The organism is Pseudomonas sp. RIT288, assembly GCF_000631985.1.
GTDB lineage: Bacteria > Pseudomonadota > Gammaproteobacteria > Pseudomonadales > Pseudomonadaceae > Aquipseudomonas.
Map to the genome: position 1 here is coordinate 62,938 of NZ_JFYN01000043.1, position 17,059 is coordinate 79,996.

Sequence of the window (17,059 nt, forward strand, 5' to 3'; positions counted from 1 at the left end):
GGCGATAAACGCGCAACCTTGGCGTTCACTGTTTGTATTTTCCAAACAATCCGAGGGTGCGAAGTGGACCGTTTCGATGCAATGCAGGCGTTCGCCCGGGTGGTCGAGGCGGGGAGTTTCACCAAGGCTGCCGAGACCCTGCACATGAGCAAGACCACCGTGACCCAGCTCGTCCAGCAACTGGAAGCCCGGCTGCGGGTCAAGTTGCTCAACCGCACCACGCGCAAGGTCAACGTCACTGCCGATGGCGCGATCTATTACGAGCGAGTCATCAAGCTCTTGGCCGATATGGACGACGCCGAAACCAGTCTGTCCGGCGCCTCGGCATTGCCCAGAGGACGCTTGCGCGTAGATGTGCCGAGCCCGCTGGCGAGGCTGATTCTGCTGCCGGCATTACCTGAGTTTCACCAGCGTTATCCGGATATTCAGATCGACATGGGTGTCAGCGACCGCATCGTCGACATCATCGATGAGAACGTCGACTGCGTGGTGCGCGGCGGCGAATTGCTCGATCAGTCATTGATGGCGCGACGGGTGGCCGACCTTCAGCTCGGGGTCTTCGCCGCGCCGAGTTACCTGGCCCGCGCCGGAACGCCGCGGCATCCACGCGAGCTGGAAGACTCGCATCATCGGGTGGTCGGCTTTCTCTGGGCACGCACGGGAAAACCGGTGCCTTACGCCTTGCACAATGGCAGCGAGCACCTGCAGATCAAGGGCCGCCACGTGCTCGCCGTCGACGACGGTAACGCCTACCTTGCGGCAGGGCTGGCCGGCATGGGCGTGCTGTGGTTGCCCAGGTACATGTCGCACGTGCATCAGGCCCGGGGCGAGTTGGTGCCGCTGTTCGAAGACTGGCAACTCGAGCCGATGCCGCTCTACGTGGCATACCCGCCGAACCGGCATATCAGCCAGAAGCTAAGGGTATTTATCGATTGGATCGTGAAATTGATGGCTCACCGTGCCAATGGCCCGGAACTTGCTGAACCGCGCTCTGAGACTGTCAAATAAATAACGAATAACGGCAATCACAGCGTCGGCAGCTCTGGATGCACCGCTATTCACCCAAGGAGCGTCACCCGTCATGAATATGTACATCGATATTGTCGGCGCGTGCAATTTAAGCTGCCCTTCGTGCCCGATGGGCAACTCGGAAAACGTCAACTTCAAGAAAGCCATGCAAGTCGACATGTTTCGCAAGATCGTCGAGAAGGCCCGCGACGAAGGGGTCGAGACGATCTTTCTGTACAACTGGACCGAGCCGTTGATCCATCCGCGAATCGGTGAGTTTGTCGAGATCATCAATGCAGCCGGTTTGCAGAGCGGTATCAGCTCCAACTTGAACCTGGCCAAGAACATGGAAACCGCCATGCTGGCCAACCCGTGGTTCTTCCGTATTTCGTTGTCCGGGTTTTACCAGGAGACTTACCAGCAGGGGCACGTGGGCGGCGACATTGAAGTGGTCAAGGCCAACATGATCAAACTGCATGAGCTCAAGCAGCAACATGGCTTGAGTACGCGGATCGAGGTTTACTACCACCGTTATCTCGACAACATGGAAGAAGAAGGGCTGATGCGTGAATTCAGCCAGCGCCTGGGTTTTGACTTCTCCACCGGTTTTTCCGTGATGATGCCGCTGGAGAAGACGCTCGCGCTGATCGAGGGTGATTCGTCGGTGACCGACACCGATCGCGAGACCCTGAAACGACTCGCGCTGCCGCCGTACGACGACCTGGTCAACCTGGTTCGCCAGTATCCCAAGCAGGCGTGCACGCTCAAAGACAACTGGCTAGTGCTCGATTGCAACGGCAACACTATCTTGTGCTGCTCTGTTTTCAATCAGACCGAATTCCAGCTCGGCAAATATCTGGACGTGCCACTGCCACAGCTGACTCGCCTCAAATACACCCAGCAGAACTGCGTCGATATGTGTAATCGCTGCGCGAAAAACGGCATGCACATTTATGCGACATTACCCAATCACGGGCCGCTGAAAGAACACGCCGTCAACCGCATCATTGACTTCCAGCGGCGCACGATCGTGGGGCTACCGATCGAAAGCGACAAGCTTGGGCGAACCGGAGAAGTCAGTGCGGAGAACTTTGACGAAGCGCAATACCTGCAGATGAACCAGGACGTCAAAAACGCGATTGCCACGGGGGCCTTCACCAGCGGTTATCAGCATTACGTGCTGTACGGGCGTCTGGAAGGCCGGCTCGGTGCGGGTTATCTCACCGTCGTCTGACCGTGCGTAGCTGGTCTCGCCAATTCAGTTGCCACAAGCGTGATTGACTCTTTGGCCCATCAAGCCAACTATCGGCGCATAACAACATGACCGATGGGCCAGACCTTGATCGAACGACGTCAATTCAGCGGAGGCATGAAGGGCAAAAACCTCCGCTATCTGAATGAGCAATCCGCCGAGACCCGCATCACCCGCACCGGTTTCCTGTTGCTGGAGCACTTTTCACTGCCGGCCTTCACCCAGGCGCTGGACACCATCATCACCGCCAACCTGTTGCGCGCCGGACTGTTCAGCTCGCGCACGTTCGGTTTGGGCGAGGGTGAGGTGATCAGCGATCTGGGGCTGGTGATTCGCCCGGATGCGCGGATTGACCCGGCCAGTCTTGCGCAGCTGGATCTGCTGGTGGTGTGTGGCGGTTACCGCACTGAGCTGAAGGCCAGCGAAGAGTTGATCAGCCTGCTGCGCGCGGCCGCGGAACGCGGCGTCAGTCTGGCCGGTTTGTGGAACGGTGCGTGGTTTCTCGGCCGCGCCGGGCTGCTCGATGGCTATCGTTGCGCGATCCACCCGGAACATCGTCCGGCGCTGACGGAAATTGCCAAAGCCACCCAGGTCAGCAGTGAACCTTATGTCATTGATCGCGACCGGCTCACGGCATCCAGTCCGTCCGGGGCTTTCCATATGGCGCTGGACTGGATCAAGAGCCTGCACGGCAAGGCGCTGGTCGAAGGCATCGAGGACATTCTGGCGTTCGAGGAGTCGCGGTATCGACGGATCAAACCGGATGAAAACCTCTGCGTCAGCGCACCGTTGCGCGAGGTGGTCAAACTGATGGACGCCAATCTCGAGGAACCGCTGGAGCTGGAGCAACTGGCGGTGTATGCCGGTCGCTCGCGGCGGCAGCTGGAGCGTTTGTTCAAGGAGCAACTCGGCACCACGCCGCAGCGCTATTACCTGGAATTGCGCATCACCGAAGCCCGGCGCCTGTTGCAGCACACCGAGCTGTCCCAGATGGAAGTGCTGGTGGCCTGTGGTTTCGTTTCGCCGAGCCATTTCAGCAAATGCTACAGCGCGTTTTTCGGTTATCGACCGTCCAGGGAAAAACGCCTGGTCAAATAGACCGAGGCGTTTTCGGCCATTGGCCTCAGAGATGATCGGCGTCGATCACCGCCTGAGCAAACGCCTGCGGATCTTCCTGCGGCAGGTTGTGGCCGATGCCGCCGTTGATCAGGCGGAACTGGTACTTGCCGGTGAAGCGCTTGGCGTAATCCTCGGGCGCCGGGTGCGGCGCGCCGTTGGCGTCACCCTCGAGGGTGATGGTCGGCACGCTGATCGACGGGGCGCTGGCGAGTTTCTGTTCCAGCGCCGCGTATTGCGCTTCGCCCTGCACCAGGCCCAGACGCCAGCGGTAGTTGAACACGGTGATCTCGACGTGATCGGGGTTCTCCAGAGCTTTGGCGCTGCGGTCGAAAGTGGCGTCATCGAACGCCCACTTCGGCGAGGCGAGCTGCCAGATCAGCTTGGCGAAGTCGTGGGTGTTTTTCCGGTAGCCGTCACGGCCACGTTCGGTGGCGAAGTAGAACTGATACCACCACTGCAATTCGGCCTTGGGCGGCAACGGATTCTGCCCGGCAGCCTGATTGCCGATCAGGTAGCCGCTGACCGAGACCAGTGCCTTGACTCGCTCCGGCCATATCGCCGAGACGATGTCTGCCGAACGTGCGCCCCAGTCGTAGCCACCGAGCACCGCTTGCTTGATATTCAGGGCGTCCATGAAGTCGATCACGTCGCTGGCCAGCGCCGCAGGCTGGCCGTTGCGCAGTGTCTGGTCCGAGAGGAAATGTGTGTCGCCATAACCCCGCGCATACGGCATCAACACCCGATAACCCTTGGCGGCGAGCAACGGCGCGACCTCGTCATAACTGTGAATGTCGTACGGCCAGCCGTGCAGCAGAATCACCACCGGCCCCTGCGCCGGGCCGGTTTCGGCGTATGCCACATCCAGCAGTCCGGCCTTCACATGTTTGAGCGGGCCGAACGGCGAGGGCGCGGAATAGCTGACCTTGTGGTCGCCGGGTGCCGGTTGCGCGGCGGCGGCCGTTGGCATTTGAGTCGCTGCCATCGCGCCGAACAGCGCCAGAGCGAGGATTGAATGGCGGGGGTTGATACGGTTGAACGCTGCGGTCGTCATGCTGATGTCTCCTTGGCAAGCCTGTTGGGGGCAGGTGCGGGGTGATCCCGGCAAACCTTGCAGGCATTTGAACGCCGTGACGTATCTGGCCCATGTCGAAAAAGCGCGGTGATTCAAGTTCATGTATCGCCGGGGTGTCTGTACACACTGTGATACACAGCCGGTGTGCTTTGTATGGCCGTGTATCCAGCATTGCGCGTGATACACGGCGAGACCAAACCCGGGTCTTTTGACACATCGCCGCTACACGCCACGCTCACAGTGATGGCCTTCACACCATGACTGTCGAGAGGGTATTTGCATGCAACGCACACTGATTCTGGCCACTGTGGCCGCACTGGTTTCATTCACCGGCCTGGCGCAGGCGGCAGACGCTCAGGCCATGAGCTGGCAGCAGGGCCTGAGCCGTACCGACCTGATTCGTCAGGACCTGGGCGACGCGGATCGCGAGGTGCTGCAGGCGCGGATCGATTTCGACCCGGGCGTGACTGCGCCGCGACATGCGCATCCGGGTGTCGAGGTGGCGCACGTGCTCCGCGGCACGCTGGAGTATCAGCTGGAGGGCCGGCCGGCGGTCACGCTAAAGGCCGGGGATTCGCTGTTCATCCCGGCGGGCGTGGCCCATGTGGCGAAGAACGTCGGCCAGGACCAAGGCGTGGAACTGGCGACCTATGTGGTGAAAAAGGGTCAGCCGCTGCTGGAATTGAAGCCGTGACCGGGCTTATCTGGCGCGCAGCAACTTGCGGTAGTCCACCGGCGAAATCCCGCGTGCCTGACGGAAGGAATGGCTGAAAGAACTGGCCTGCGAGTAACCCAGCATCAGGGCGATGTTCATGATGCTGGTCTCGGTACGGCGCAGGTAATGGTCGGCCAGTTCCATGCGCATGGTTTCCAGCACCTGATTGAAGTTTTCTCCTTCAGCCGCCAGTTTGCGCTGCAAGGTGCGCGGCGAAATCGCCAACTGCCGGGCCAGGCTTTTCAGGCTGAAATCGCCGGTCGGCAACTGTTCGGTGAGCAGTGCGCGCAAGCGGTCGGTCACGGAAAATGCCGGATACGACAGGCACAGCTGCCAGTCGGCCTCCAGCAGCATGCTGCGATGCATGCGCGGGTCGGCCCCCTGGATCCGCGTCGAGAGCGTCGACTCGGCGAACACCAGCGCATTGCAACCGGCCTCGAACTGCACCGGACAGCCAAAGAAGTGTTCATACAGCGCCGGTTCGCCCACCGCCGGATGCATCATCCGCACTTCCAGCATCGGCTGATGACTCGCGATCAACCAGCGGCCGAATGCTGCCCAGCCGACCATCAGGGCCTCCTGATGCAGGGCGCAGTAAGGCTCCAGCTCACTGATGCGCTGGTCTTCGAGGCTCACGCGGCCGTCGCCGATGACGATCCGGGTCTGGCTGGAAGGGCTGTCGTAAACGATCTTGCCGAATCGCAGAATCATGTTCAGCGACTCGCCCAGTGTCGCGCTGGTCATCAGCACATAACCCAGCACGCCATAGGTGCCCGGGCGCACGGCGGCGCCGACCAACAGGCCGAAATGCGGCAGGTTGCTGCTGAGCGCCGCCAGTTCCAGCAAGGCACGCAGTTGGCGCATGGGAATGCGCACAATCGAGTCGGACAACTGCTCGCGTGAGAGTCCGGTCTGATGCAACAGCCAATCGCCATCGCAACCGTATTGTTCGGCGACATCAAGGACGTGGTTAACGAAGGCAGCGCTGGAAGTGGCGGGTCGCATGGGGGGAGGGGAAGTCCGGTAATCCGGTGATCTTGCTTTTCCGAAAGGTGAAGAAAGCGACGTCGCCAAGGCGCGCGGCGTCAATAGACCCTACATGCGCCCGATCACCGGAATGCCGGTGCCGGTGACCGCCGACGCTTGCTCCGAAATCAGAAACAGAATGACCGCCGCCAACTGCGCCGGTGTCACCCAGCGCTGATGTTCGGCGTCGGGCATGGCCTCACGGTTTTGCGGGGTGTCGAGAATGCTCGGCAGCACGGCATTGACCGTGATGCTCATGTCCTTGAGTTCTTCGGCGAGGCTTTCGGTCAGGCGCAGTACGCTGGATTTCGATGCAGCGTAAGCGCCCATCCCCAGTCCGGCCTTGGCCGCCATGCTCGCGCCGATATTGACGATGCGCCCGGTCGAGGATTGCAGCAGTAATGGCAGCAGGGCTTTGCTGGCGTTCAATGCGGTTCGAAGGTTCAGCGAATAGAGCCGATCCCAGGCCTCTAGCGCACCGCCCAACAACGGTTCCCACGCATAGCCTCCAGCGCCGTTGACCAGCGCATCGAGACGACCGAAATAGCGGTTGATCTGGTGGGCGACTGCCTGGCAATCGGCAAGGGAGGTCAGATCGATGCCGGACAGGACCAGTCGATTGTGGGAGCTGGGCAGCGTAATCATCGCCCGATCGATCAGCACCAGATCTGCGCCCTGGGCTGCGGCCATGTCCGCCAGGGTCTCGCCGAGATTCCCCAGGGCGCCGGTAATCGCCACAACGCGCCGTGAGAGTGACTGAGTCATCAAGAGTCCTTTCCTTTTTAAGGGCGCATACTCTAATGACATCGGTGGCCCGTGGCATGCTTTTGGATGTCAACTTGTTGTGCAAAAGTGCCAAAATTTTATGCTTGGCAAAACAAGGGGAAAGGGTCGTGAAACAGGCGTCAGAAAGTTGGCTTCAAGCTTGCGGCGCCAAGCGGATTTTGAAAGCCTGGCGATGGTTTGGTCTGGCATTCTTGTCGCTGTTTCGCCAAGCGCAAATGCTGTCCTGAAGTCTTTAGCGCGCTTTTTTTCCGGATGACGCAGCGCAAGTCGGAAGTACTTTTTTTGGCGCGACATAATCTGTTGCTGCAGCAAGCCAGTGCTACTTGTATCCTTGCGCGCGACAAGGACACGCGGCTGCAGTCATCGAGTCGGTCGACCCGCCGCAGGAACGGAAACCGGACTTTCCCAAAGGTAGTAATGTGAAGCGTGATACCCGCCTGGTTGTGCTTTTGTTGTTGGTGATCGGTTGTTCCCTCGCGTCACTGACGGTGTGGAAAGTGTTGGCCTCTCGAGAGCGCGCGCTGGAGGAAGTCGACGTTCATGGCTTGAACCTGACCCAGGCGCTGGCGACGTACTCCGAAGGCATCGTCCGCCAGAGTTCGTTGCTGCTGCTCGGACTTGTCGAACGTCTGGAAACCGAAGGCAGCGGCCCCGCGCAGATCCAGCGTCTGAGCACACTGGTCAATCGTCAGGAACCGCTGATGCCGCAACTCAGCGGCATCACCATCTACGACAACCAGGGCCGTTGGCTGATGTCTTCCAACCGACCGATTCCGGCCGGGGCCAACAGCCGTGATCGCGCCTACTTCATCCATCATCGCGACGATCCGAGCCGCGAGACCTTTATCGGTCCACCGATCCAGAGCCGCTCCAATCAAGAGTGGGTGATTACCGTCAGCCGCCGCTTCAACGATGCGCACGGCGAGTTTGCCGGGGTGGTGGCGGTCACCCTGGGGGTCGAAAACTTCCTGCGCCTGTTCGGCAAGATCGATGTCGGGCAGGAGGGTGCCATCGGCTTGTCCTACACCGACGGCACGTTGCTGGTGCGCTATCCCTTCCGCGAGCAGGACATGGGGCGCAACTTTTCCAAGTCGCCCATCTATGCAAAGTATCTGGTCGATCGATCCGTCGGCACCGCGTCGTTTACCTCCAGCCTCGATGGCGTCGAGCGGCTCTATGCCTTCCGCAAGAGTGACCGGTTGCCGCTGATCACCACTGTCGCCCTCGGCAAGCGCGAATCCCTTGCTGCGTGGCGCATGGAAGCCTGGCTGTCGGCAGTGGTGGTTGCGGGATTGCTGGGGCTCACCGGGCTCATCGGCTGGTTCCTGATTGTGGATATCCGCAGGCGTACCGAGGCAGAAGACCAATTGCGCGGGACGCAGCAGCAGTTGCTCTCATCCAATCGCCAGCTTGAGTTGCTGGCGATGAAGGACGCCCTGACGGGTCTGGCCAACCGGCGCTGCTTCGATGAGAGCCTCGCCATGGAAGCCCGGCGCGCACAACGTGATGGCACGACGCTGGCGTTGCTGATGATCGATATCGATTACTTCAAGCTGTTCAACGATTCATACGGGCATGTCGCCGGCGATGCCTGCCTGCAGAAGGTCGGCACAATCCTCGAAGGTTGTGTACGGCGCCCGTCGGATCTGGTGGCACGTTACGGCGGCGAGGAGCTGAGCGTGATCATGCCGGCCACCGACAGCGACGGTGCTGCGGTGGTGGCGCAGATGATCCTCGATCGTTTGCAGCAGGAGCACATCCCGCACCCTTCCAGCCCGTTCGGACGGCTGAGTGTGAGTATCGGCATCGCTACGGCCTCGGGCTCGCAACTGGAAACCCTGCAAGGGTTGATCGAGGTGGCGGATCAGGCGTTGTATAACGCCAAGGCGTTGGGGCGTAACCGGTTTGTGAGGTGATCAGTGGGCATTTGTCCGATAGATCGCCGTCGGGCTGACTTTCACGCCGGGCGGCGAACCCGCTGGGTGTCTTTTGAGGGCGGACACCCAAACTGGCGACTGTATTCCCGGCTGAATTGCGACGGGCTTTCGTAGCCCACTCGATAGCAGGCACTCGCCACATCCAGCCCTTCGCCGAGCAATAAGCGGCGGGCTTCCTGCAGGCGGAGTTGTTTCTGGTATTGCAGTGGACTCATGGCCGTCACGGCCTTGAATTGATGATGCAATGTGGAATTGCCCAGACTGGCGACCCGGGCGAGTTCTTCGATGCGCAAGGGTTGGGTGTAGTGGTTGTTCAGCCAATCGATTGCCCGCGTTACCCGGCGTGTTTGCGAGTCACCGAGGGCAAGCTCATACAGACGACGACCGTGCACGCCTCGCAGGAGCCGGTAATACAGCTCGCGCAGGGCGAGGGGCGCCAGCATGCCGATGTCTTTCGGTGTTTCCAGCAGCCGGACCAGCCGAAGCATGGTTTCCAGCAGAGGCACATCGACCTTTTCCAGGAAAAGGCCAAGCTCCGGCTCGTCCGGGACGCCCGTCGGGGGCGCATCGGCGATGACCTGAGCGATTTCCGTGCCCTCGAAATCAAAGCGGATACACAGGTAGGGCGCCTCCGGGCTGGCCATCAACACGCGCCCGGAAACGGGAAGTGTCACTGAGACCACCAGGTAACTGAGCGGGTCGTACAGATAATGGTCGTCACCCAGACCGATTTCTTTTTGTCCTTGCACGATCAGGCAAAGTGCCGGCTTGTGCACGGTGTGGATCAGCTCCGAAGGCGCGTCAAAACGGATGACATGCAAGGGCGCTATGGCAGTCTCATAGACCCCGGGTGCAGCAAACCGTTGCGTCAGCAAGCGAACCAGTTCGTCACGGTAGATGGCCGTGTTTTGCAGGATGAAAGCATCGCTCTGTTGCATTTCAGGCTCTCACAAGTGTTTATGAGCGTCTGCCCGGAACTGTCCAGGCAGACGATATTCACCCGACATCATTAAAGTGCTCATTGCCGATAGAGGATCATGCCGGCGTGATACAGCACGTCGTCATGAAAATGCCCGTCAGCGGTGAAGCCGGTGTCGTCCCAATACTGGATGTAGTCACCAACTATTTCGTAGCGGCCTTCATAGGCACTCTTATTTTTACCACGGGCCTCGTCATAACGCCCAGTGGTCAGCAGCTCGTGACGGATGAATCCATCGGCGGTAACCCACATCCCGGCGTAACGATGGACAGGCGTGGTTTGTCTGGCATTTTTCATCAGCTTGACTCCTTGATATCAGGCTTGGCCGATTCGACCCAGGGCGGTGCGGTCAGAGCCGTTTTCGGCAACGCGAAACCCCGGAGTACGATCACTGCCGCCTTCAGTCACGCGCATGCCGGGAGTCCGGTCAGAGCCGTCTGCGGCCAGATGCAGGCTGGTAGGGGAGAGGTTGACCGCGCAGGCAACCATCGCGCTGATCACCAGTGACAGGGAAAGCCGTTTTGCATTTTTCATTGTTCAGTCCTCAATGTCTTGTTCAGCCGGGTGGCCTGCCGTGGCCTGTGTCTGCATCCGTTGCGTGCTTTCAGATTACGTAGCCGAGCGCAGTGGTGTTAGGACGAAACTGCCGCAGATTTGCCTGATCCTCTTGGCTTGCCCAAGTGCCTGGCAGCTCCTTCCTGCGCTGGCTCACCCGGCCGTGACGGTCATGCCGCCGTCGGCCATGACCACCGAACCGACCATGAAGCTGGCACGGTCCGAGGCGATGAACGCGACCACTTCGGCGATTTCTTCTGGTTGAGCCGCACGGCCGATCGGCGCGGCCTCGCCGTGTTGGGCGAGAAATGCCGGGCCATCGTCGACCACATTGTTGAGGATGTTGGTCACCACATCTCCGACGCCGACGGCATTGACGCGGATGCCGTGGCCGATGACTTCAAGCGCCAGGGTGCGCGTCAGTTGCGCGAGCGCGCCTTTGGAGGCGGTGTAGGCGGCGATGGTGGGGAAGGCGAAATAGGAGGCGTAGGACGCGATGTTGACGATCGAGCCGGATTTATTCGGCAGCATCGCTTTGACCGCTTCCCGGCTATGCAGAAATGCAGCCGTGGCATTCACCGCCTGAATGCGCTCCCAGTCTTCGCGAGTCATGTCGATGACCAGCTTGTTGATGATGATGCCGGCGTTATTGACCAGGATGTCCAGTCGACCAAATTGCTCGATGGCCAATGCGACTGCGCGTTCGGCGGCCCCGTCCTGAGTGATATCGGCTACCAGTGGTACCAGCCCGGGGCGAGCCAGTGCCTGTACCTCGGGGTTTATATCTTCAGCGATGACCTTGGCGCCGCGGGCATGCAGCAGTAGTGCGATGGCCTTGCCGATGCCACTGGCCGCGCCAGTGATCAGAGCCACTTTACCGGCCACTTCGTTTGGTGTGCTGTACTTGATATCGCTCATGATGTTCTCCAGCGTTTTGATCGAGTAGGGATTAGCCGGGTCGGCGCCCGCAAGGCGCTGTCATCGGCGACGGGCCTACTGTCTCGCAGCGAGGCGAGGTCGGCTTTCGGGAAACTGCCCACGCTGTCGGGGTTTTGCGCTGAATCTTAGCAAGAAGGGTTCGCTGCTCGATTCAATCCACGGCAAAAGCCCGATACCATCGTTCCGGTCTCATCGGGCAAAGTTCGGTCAAGCGCCAGCTGAAGGCTGTGGGGCTGTGCACAACCGAGTATGAAAAGGACATGTTCATGACCAATACCGGGCGAACGTCGCTGGAACACAGGTCGACTTCCCATCAGGACTTGCGCATCACAGGGCAGTCGATGGGTGACTACCTGCCGGGCGAGCCGCTGGCGTTACCAGCGTGTCCGGAAATCAAGGACATCGTGATCCGGTTTTTTACCCATGGCAGCGTGGTTGAACCCATTCTCGTGCCTGCGGTGGTGGAACCGCTACTCGTCCTGGTTCTGGCGGGGACGGCGAGGGTGGAGGAGCGCGTGCCGGGCGGCGAGTGGGAAGCGGCAGAGGTCAGCGCTGGCGATTTTTTCCTCACCAGTTCCGATGAACCTTATGAAATGCGCTGGCAGACTCAGGGAGGCGATACTTTTGAAGTGATGCACCTTTATCTGGGGCTGCCGCTGATCGAACACGCGTCGCGTGAGTTGTTGGGGGATTACGGGGGAGCTGTACGTTTGCGTGATGTTTCCGGGGCACGCGACGCGCGCGTCACGTTTGTCATGGAGCAGTTGCGCTCCGAACTGGTTATGGAGCGCTCGCCCAGCGCTCTGTTTGCCCGCTCGCTGGCACAGGCGCTGGCCGTGCACCTGGTGCGCAGCTATCGCGCCGAGGCCCGAGGTGGACGTCGGAGCAACGCCTTGCAAGCCTACAAGCTGCGCAAAGTCACTGACGCCATGAGTGCGGATCTGGGCGCTGAATTCAGCCTGGCAAAGCTGGCCAGACTGGCCGAGCTGAGCGAGTACCACTTCAGCCGTCTGTTCAAGCGAGCGACGGGATTTTCGCCTTCGCAGTACTTCATCCGCTTGCGCATGATTCGCGCGCGGCAGCTGTTGCTCGAGACCGGGCGCAGTGTCATCGACGTCGGCCTGGAGGTCGGCTATTCAAGCCCCAGTCACTTCTCTCAAGTGTTTCGTCGCGAGGTGGGCGTAACGCCCAGCGAGTTCCGTGGGGCTTGAGCTTCGCTGCCTTATCTGTTTTGCAGATTGATGCACACCGACACGAATAGGCAAAAGTTGCGCAGGTTTCGGCACGCGCCGAGCAGGCGCGTGCCCTTAATCTTTTCGACGTACCCAGCAGCAACGCCCGCGACTTCAGCGGTCGCTGCTGAACTTCAATGCTGAGAGCAGGAGCTACGGATATGTCGAACATTCACAACAAAGTCGTGCTGATTACCGGTGCAAGCAGCGGTATTGGCGAAGCGGCGGCCAGGCTGATCGCCAGCAAAGGTGCCCATGTAGTACTCGGTGCCCGCCGTACGGAGCGTCTGGACAAACTGGTCAGCGAGATCCGGGCCGAGGGTGGCTCGGCCAGCGCCCGCGCACTGGATGTCACGGATCTGCAATCCATGCAGGCGTTCGTGACGTTCGCCAAGGCGCAATATGGCAAGGTCGATGTGATCATCAACAACGCGGGCGTGATGCCCCTGTCTCCCTTGGCCTCGTTGAAGGTCAACGAATGGAACCAGATGCTCGATGTCAACGTGCGCGGGGTGCTGCATGGTATCGCTGCGGTCTTGCCGGACATGCAGGCGCAAGGGTACGGGCAGGTTATCAATATCTCGTCGATTGGCGGTCTTGCGGTCTCTCCAACGGCTGCGGTGTACTGCGCGACCAAATTCGCCGTCCGCGCCATCTCGGATGGTTTGCGCCAGGAAACGGACAAGATTCGCGTCACGGTGGTGTGCCCGGGTGTCGTCGAGTCCGAACTGGCCGATACGATTTCCGATGAGGTGGCTCGCGAGGAAATGAAAGCCTTCCGGCGTGTGGCGCTCAACGCAGACGCCATTGCACGAGCACTCGCTTATGCCATCGAACAGCCCGACGATGTTGATGTAAGTGAGATTGTGGTACGTCCGACGGCCAGCCCGCACTGAGCCATCCTGGCAGGCAATCGCTCTCAGGCCCAAAGCAGTCGTGCATCAACGCCTGCTTTGGGCCGCTTCATTTATCGAGGCCGCAACGAAAACCATCTGTCGCGCCGTCAGTCGCCGCCGCTGAACACTCCAGAACCGCAGCCCTCTACCGACTTACAAATCACCCGGGGGTAATAACCATGAGCGACATTCGCAAAGAGCAGGCGTTGGCCGCCTGGCGAAAATTACTGGAAGAGCCAGAGATCCGTATGGACGCTGAGGATCAATACGACGATTTGCTGAAAATGGCCGATACGATGGAGCAGGAAGGACTGATTACAGCAACAGAATGGCGCCAGTTGGTGCGCAAGGCCGGGGCAAGGTTCGCCCAGACCACGGAGGGACTCTCGGGCGGAACCTGAAAATTTGGCGGAGCAGGGTGCAGAGCGACGGTGCCGCATTGACAGCGGCAACTGTTGTTAATGGGAATTTGTATTAATTGCGAATAGTTTTGTATAGCATGCGCGGGAGTTTTTTGGCGGTTCCACCCCCTGCATTGGCCTATTCGTAAAGGTTGCTCTCTCCATGCGTCGAACCCTGCTTTCCATTTGTGTGCTGCAAGCATTGTCGCCTGCCTCTTGGGCTGATCAAACGGGGGCATCACCCTCAACGCTGGAGCTGGACGCAACCGATGTCATCGGTACTGCGAATTACGAAAGGGCGGACGGCCCGGTGCAGGGTTATCGGGCGACGCGCTCGGCCAGCGCCACGCGTACTGACACCTCTATCCACGAAACTCCGCAATCGATCAGTGTGGTCTCCAAGGACGCGGTCGAGGATCTGGGTGCCACCCGTTTGCAGGACGCGCTGGACTACGCCGGTGGCGTAGGGCGAGCGAACAATTTTGGTGGCCAGGGCCTGACCACGTTTACCGTGCGTGGCTTCACCACCGGCGAGTTCTATCGCAACGGTTTTCCGATCAACCGCGGCTATCCGAACATGCCGGATGCCAACACAATCGAACGCCTCGAAGTGCTGCGCGGGCCGGCCACGATGCTCTACGGTCGGGGTGATCCTGGCGGCACCTTCAACGTGGTGTCCAAGCAGCCGTTGCCTGAAAGCAGCGTCACCCTGGGCAGCCAACTCAACGATCAGGGCATGAAACGCGGCACGCTGGACGCTTCCGGCCCGCTCGACGAAGAGGGGCGCCTGGCCTATCGCTTGAACGTTGTGGGCGAGGGCGGCGACACCTTCCGCGATCACGTCGAAACCGAGCGCTACGGCATCTCGCCGGTACTCACCTGGCAGGCAACCGACGCAACCAAGCTGATTTTCGAAGGCGATTTCATGCGCAACAATGCGCCTCTGGATCGGGGCCTTACCCGTTACGCGAAGCAGACAGGAACCGCCTCGCGCGACAGTTTTTTCGGCGAAAAAGACGCTGGCAAACTGCATAACGACAACAACATGGCGCAATTGCGTTTCGAGCACATGCTCAACGACGACTGGACCCTGGGCGGCGGTTTCCAGTGGCTCGATGGTTCGCTCAAGGGCAACGCAATCGAGGCCAATGGCATTGCCGATGACGGCCGTACCCTCGGGCGCAACTTCAACTACCGCAAGCTGGAGTGGACCGACAAGGATACCCAACTCAATCTGACCGGGCATTTCGATACCGCGGGTTTGCAGCACACGTTGCTCACCGGTATCGAGTACGAAGATTACGACTACAAGTCGATCATTCAACGCTCCAGCGGCGCCGTCGGTGCGTACCCGATCGACATCTTCGATCCGGTCTACGGGCAGCCGCGCCCGGCACTCACCCGCACGCCGACGCACGACAAGGAAAACCTCAAGACGTATGCCGCGTTCCTGCAGGATCAGGTGGCATTGACCGATAAACTCAAGGTGCTGGCCGGGGCGCGTTTCGAGCGCTTCGAACATGACTACGAAACCTACGTGCCCGGTGGCAAGAGCTGGCAGGCCAGTGACAACGCGGTGACTCCGCGCATCGGTGTGACTTACGACCTGACCGAGACATTGGCGATCTATGCCGATACGGCGCGCTCCTTCAAGCCGAACACCGGCGCCAGTCGCCAGGGCGGAGGGTTCGAGCCGGAGAAGGGCAAGTCCTATGAAATGGGGATCAAGTGGGAAGCGCTGGATCAGCAGTTGAGTGTTGACGCGGCGATCTATCAGATCGAAAAACGTAACGTGTTGACCACCGACCCGGTTGATTCGACCTTCAGCGTTGCGGCCGGCGAAGTGCGTAGCCGCGGTTTCGACGTCAACGTTGCCGGCAACCTGACGCCCGAATGGCGGGTGATTGGTGGTTACGCCTATGTCGATGCCGAGGTGACCAAGGACAACGTGCTGCGCTCTGGCACGCGGCTGATGAATATCCCGAAGAACAGCTTCAGCCTGCTGAACATGTATGAGTTCCAGGACGGCACCCTCAAGGGATTGGGGCTGGGCACTGGTCTCAAGTACGTCGACGAGCGCGCCGGACAAACCGCCAACACCGCGTTTTCGATGGGCAGCTATACCGTTGTCGATTTGCTCAGCTTCTACAAGATCAATGACAAGGTGCGGCTCAATCTCGACGTGAAAAACCTGTTCGACCGTGATTATGAAGAGGGCGCATTCGGCAACGTCTATGCCTATCCGGGGGCGCCGCGAACCGTGCAGGTCGGTGTTTCCTACACCTTGTAGCAGGGTGGAGCAAAATTCTCACAGGCCACAATGAAACAGCCCTGAATATTCAGGGCTGTTTCTTGTTTATCCGATAACGCTTGAAACGTTCTTGCTGTAGCCGCTGCCGGCCTCCGTCAGATTCGCGTAAAAGATACAGCCGATCAGTCTCGCGAACAGGCCTAACGTGTCTGCCAGATCCGGGTCATCGAAAATCACCGCCCTGGAGTCCAGTGCACACAGCGCGCCCCAAAGTTGTCCGTCGGGCAGGAAAATAGGGGCTCCTGCGTAGCTTTCAATCAAATATTGCTTCACCACAGGGCGTGTCGAAAACCTGCCATCGCGACTTATCTGCGGCACGAAAAGCACCTGGGGGTCTCTGCGAAACTCGCTGCACAGCGTGGTCTCCAGTTCCAGCGTGTCGCCGGTGTTGATTCCAAGTTCGATCGGATCGAAGGCGGAACAGACGATCCAGTCCGTGTCGGTGAATTTTGCGATCGCCGCGAAACGCGTCCCGGTCATGCGTGTAACGAGCTGCAGAATATTGGTCGTAGCTTCTATTTCAGCGATAGAGGAACGTTCCTCTGCGCTTAGCAACGCTCTGTCAATGGTGTCACTGAGGGGCATGCATTGTTCTCCGGTCATGATTTTTCGAGTTGGCGACTGCTAAACGCTTTTGAAACTGCCCGTTTTGATACTAAACAAAACGGATTCGTTCACATGAAAGGTTCCTGATGGCTGCAATAGCGAAGGATCATTGGCGTCTGATCGTGCGGGCAGCGGAATCGACTGCTGAGCAGATCCTGGAGCAGGTATCAGAAGCGGCAGTCTGGCCCAGCTAAACGCCACGGCTACGCAAGTCTTCCCTGCGGA

Annotated in this window: 17 protein-coding genes; 9 read left to right on the top strand and 8 right to left on the bottom strand. The window is 59.7% G+C overall.

The genetic code is table 11. From position 1 onward, the window contains the following. Positions 1 to 63 precede the first annotated feature (63 nt). The 3 genes from BW33_RS25635 to BW33_RS25645 all read left to right on the top strand — a co-directional run bounded on the left by BW33_RS25635 (position 64) and on the right by BW33_RS25645 (position 3,358). Positions 64 to 1,008, top strand: coding sequence for a LysR family transcriptional regulator (locus BW33_RS25635; RefSeq protein ID WP_047602107.1), 945 nt, complete (start codon positions 64 to 66; stop codon positions 1,006 to 1,008). Positions 1,009 to 1,081: 73 nt separating this feature from the next. After that, positions 1,082 to 2,242 carry a radical SAM protein gene (locus tag BW33_RS25640; protein WP_047602110.1) on the top strand — a complete coding sequence of 387 codons (1,161 nt, stop codon included), beginning with the start codon at positions 1,082 to 1,084 and terminating at the stop codon, positions 2,240 to 2,242. Between the two features lie 93 nt (positions 2,243 to 2,335). Then, complete coding sequence (locus BW33_RS25645; protein WP_047602111.1) at positions 2,336 to 3,358, top strand: GlxA family transcriptional regulator; 1,023 nt, start codon at positions 2,336 to 2,338, stop codon at positions 3,356 to 3,358. Between the two features lie 25 nt (positions 3,359 to 3,383). Here BW33_RS25645 and BW33_RS25650 read toward each other — a convergent pair whose 3' ends face one another. Next, positions 3,384 to 4,430: an alpha/beta fold hydrolase gene (locus BW33_RS25650; RefSeq protein WP_052032768.1), complete on the bottom strand. Its 1,047-nt coding sequence runs from the start codon at positions 4,428 to 4,430 to the stop codon at positions 3,384 to 3,386. A 301-nt stretch (positions 4,431 to 4,731) separates the two neighbouring features. Here BW33_RS25650 and BW33_RS25655 point away from each other — a divergent pair, with 301 nt between their 5' ends. Next, entirely contained in the window at positions 4,732 to 5,145 is a 414-nt protein-coding gene (locus tag BW33_RS25655; RefSeq protein WP_047602113.1) for a cupin domain-containing protein, read from the top strand. A gap of 6 nt (positions 5,146 to 5,151) precedes the next feature. Here BW33_RS25655 and BW33_RS25660 read toward each other — a convergent pair whose 3' ends face one another. Continuing rightward, entirely contained in the window at positions 5,152 to 6,171 is a 1,020-nt protein-coding gene (locus BW33_RS25660; protein WP_047602114.1) for an AraC family transcriptional regulator, read from the bottom strand. A gap of 90 nt (positions 6,172 to 6,261) precedes the next feature. Next, positions 6,262 to 6,957: an SDR family NAD(P)-dependent oxidoreductase gene (locus BW33_RS25665; RefSeq protein WP_047602115.1), complete on the bottom strand. Its 696-nt coding sequence runs from the start codon at positions 6,955 to 6,957 to the stop codon at positions 6,262 to 6,264. Between the two features lie 440 nt (positions 6,958 to 7,397). Between BW33_RS25665 and BW33_RS25670 the strand changes: the two genes are divergently transcribed. Continuing rightward, positions 7,398 to 8,894 (top strand): sensor domain-containing diguanylate cyclase, encoded by a 1,497-nt coding sequence (locus tag BW33_RS25670; protein ID WP_047602116.1) that lies wholly within the window; start codon positions 7,398 to 7,400, stop codon positions 8,892 to 8,894. Positions 8,895 to 8,935: 41 nt separating this feature from the next. Here the strand turns inward: BW33_RS25670 and BW33_RS25675 are convergent, their stop codons facing one another. From BW33_RS25675 to BW33_RS25690, 4 genes are all read right to left on the bottom strand, one after another. Continuing rightward, positions 8,936 to 9,853 carry an AraC family transcriptional regulator gene (locus BW33_RS25675; RefSeq protein ID WP_047602117.1) on the bottom strand — a complete coding sequence of 306 codons (918 nt, stop codon included), beginning with the start codon at positions 9,851 to 9,853 and terminating at the stop codon, positions 8,936 to 8,938. Between the two features lie 80 nt (positions 9,854 to 9,933). Next, complete coding sequence (locus BW33_RS25680) at positions 9,934 to 10,191, bottom strand: Atu4866 domain-containing protein (protein ID WP_047602119.1); 258 nt, start codon at positions 10,189 to 10,191, stop codon at positions 9,934 to 9,936. A gap of 18 nt (positions 10,192 to 10,209) precedes the next feature. Then, positions 10,210 to 10,428 (bottom strand): hypothetical protein, encoded by a 219-nt coding sequence (locus BW33_RS25685; protein ID WP_047602120.1) that lies wholly within the window; start codon positions 10,426 to 10,428, stop codon positions 10,210 to 10,212. 174 nt (positions 10,429 to 10,602) lie between these two features. Then, entirely contained in the window at positions 10,603 to 11,367 is a 765-nt protein-coding gene (locus BW33_RS25690) for an SDR family NAD(P)-dependent oxidoreductase (protein WP_047602121.1), read from the bottom strand. A 287-nt stretch (positions 11,368 to 11,654) separates the two neighbouring features. On the opposite strand from BW33_RS25690, the gene BW33_RS25695 reads away from it, so the two are divergent. The 4 genes from BW33_RS25695 (at position 11,655) to BW33_RS25710 (ending at position 16,207) form a co-directional block, all read left to right on the top strand. Beyond that, positions 11,655 to 12,599, top strand: a complete 945-nt coding sequence (locus BW33_RS25695; RefSeq protein ID WP_047602441.1) for a helix-turn-helix domain-containing protein — start codon at positions 11,655 to 11,657, stop codon at positions 12,597 to 12,599. A gap of 182 nt (positions 12,600 to 12,781) precedes the next feature. Next, positions 12,782 to 13,516: an SDR family oxidoreductase gene (locus tag BW33_RS25700; protein ID WP_047602123.1), complete on the top strand. Its 735-nt coding sequence runs from the start codon at positions 12,782 to 12,784 to the stop codon at positions 13,514 to 13,516. Positions 13,517 to 13,695: 179 nt separating this feature from the next. Then, positions 13,696 to 13,917, top strand: a complete 222-nt coding sequence (locus BW33_RS25705) for a hypothetical protein (protein ID WP_047602124.1) — start codon at positions 13,696 to 13,698, stop codon at positions 13,915 to 13,917. Between the two features lie 163 nt (positions 13,918 to 14,080). Continuing rightward, positions 14,081 to 16,207: a TonB-dependent siderophore receptor gene (locus tag BW33_RS25710; RefSeq protein WP_047602125.1), complete on the top strand. Its 2,127-nt coding sequence runs from the start codon at positions 14,081 to 14,083 to the stop codon at positions 16,205 to 16,207. 66 nt (positions 16,208 to 16,273) lie between these two features. On the opposite strand, the gene BW33_RS25715 is transcribed toward BW33_RS25710, so the two are convergent. Then, a complete protein-coding gene (locus tag BW33_RS25715) occupies positions 16,274 to 16,813 on the bottom strand; it encodes a GAF domain-containing protein (RefSeq protein WP_047602126.1) in 540 nt (179 codons plus the stop codon). Positions 16,814 to 17,059: the final 246 nt, after the last annotated feature.

Excerpts from the sequence above, each read along its gene's own strand:
- BW33_RS25640 (WP_047602110.1), top strand. The coding sequence starts at position 1,082 with ATGAATATGTACATCGATATTGTCGGCGCGTGCAATTTAAGCTGCCCT.
- BW33_RS25645 (WP_047602111.1), top strand. The coding sequence starts at position 2,336 with ATGGGCCAGACCTTGATCGAACGACGTCAATTCAGCGGAGGCATGAAG.
- BW33_RS25690 (WP_047602121.1), bottom strand. The coding sequence starts at position 11,367 with ATGAGCGATATCAAGTACAGCACACCAAACGAAGTGGCCGGTAAAGTG.
- BW33_RS25695 (WP_047602441.1), top strand. The coding sequence starts at position 11,655 with ATGACCAATACCGGGCGAACGTCGCTGGAACACAGGTCGACTTCCCAT.
- BW33_RS25705 (WP_047602124.1), top strand. The coding sequence starts at position 13,696 with ATGAGCGACATTCGCAAAGAGCAGGCGTTGGCCGCCTGGCGAAAATTA.
- BW33_RS25700 (WP_047602123.1), top strand. The coding sequence starts at position 12,782 with ATGTCGAACATTCACAACAAAGTCGTGCTGATTACCGGTGCAAGCAGC.
- BW33_RS25715 (WP_047602126.1), bottom strand. The coding sequence starts at position 16,813 with ATGCCCCTCAGTGACACCATTGACAGAGCGTTGCTAAGCGCAGAGGAA.
- BW33_RS25665 (WP_047602115.1), bottom strand. The coding sequence starts at position 6,957 with ATGACTCAGTCACTCTCACGGCGCGTTGTGGCGATTACCGGCGCCCTG.
- BW33_RS25685 (WP_047602120.1), bottom strand. The coding sequence starts at position 10,428 with ATGAAAAATGCAAAACGGCTTTCCCTGTCACTGGTGATCAGCGCGATG.
- BW33_RS25660 (WP_047602114.1), bottom strand. The coding sequence starts at position 6,171 with ATGCGACCCGCCACTTCCAGCGCTGCCTTCGTTAACCACGTCCTTGAT.
- BW33_RS25650 (WP_052032768.1), bottom strand. The coding sequence starts at position 4,430 with ATGACGACCGCAGCGTTCAACCGTATCAACCCCCGCCATTCAATCCTC.
- BW33_RS25655 (WP_047602113.1), top strand. The coding sequence starts at position 4,732 with ATGCAACGCACACTGATTCTGGCCACTGTGGCCGCACTGGTTTCATTC.
- BW33_RS25680 (WP_047602119.1), bottom strand. The coding sequence starts at position 10,191 with ATGAAAAATGCCAGACAAACCACGCCTGTCCATCGTTACGCCGGGATG.
- BW33_RS25710 (WP_047602125.1), top strand. The coding sequence starts at position 14,081 with ATGCGTCGAACCCTGCTTTCCATTTGTGTGCTGCAAGCATTGTCGCCT.
- BW33_RS25675 (WP_047602117.1), bottom strand. The coding sequence starts at position 9,853 with ATGCAACAGAGCGATGCTTTCATCCTGCAAAACACGGCCATCTACCGT.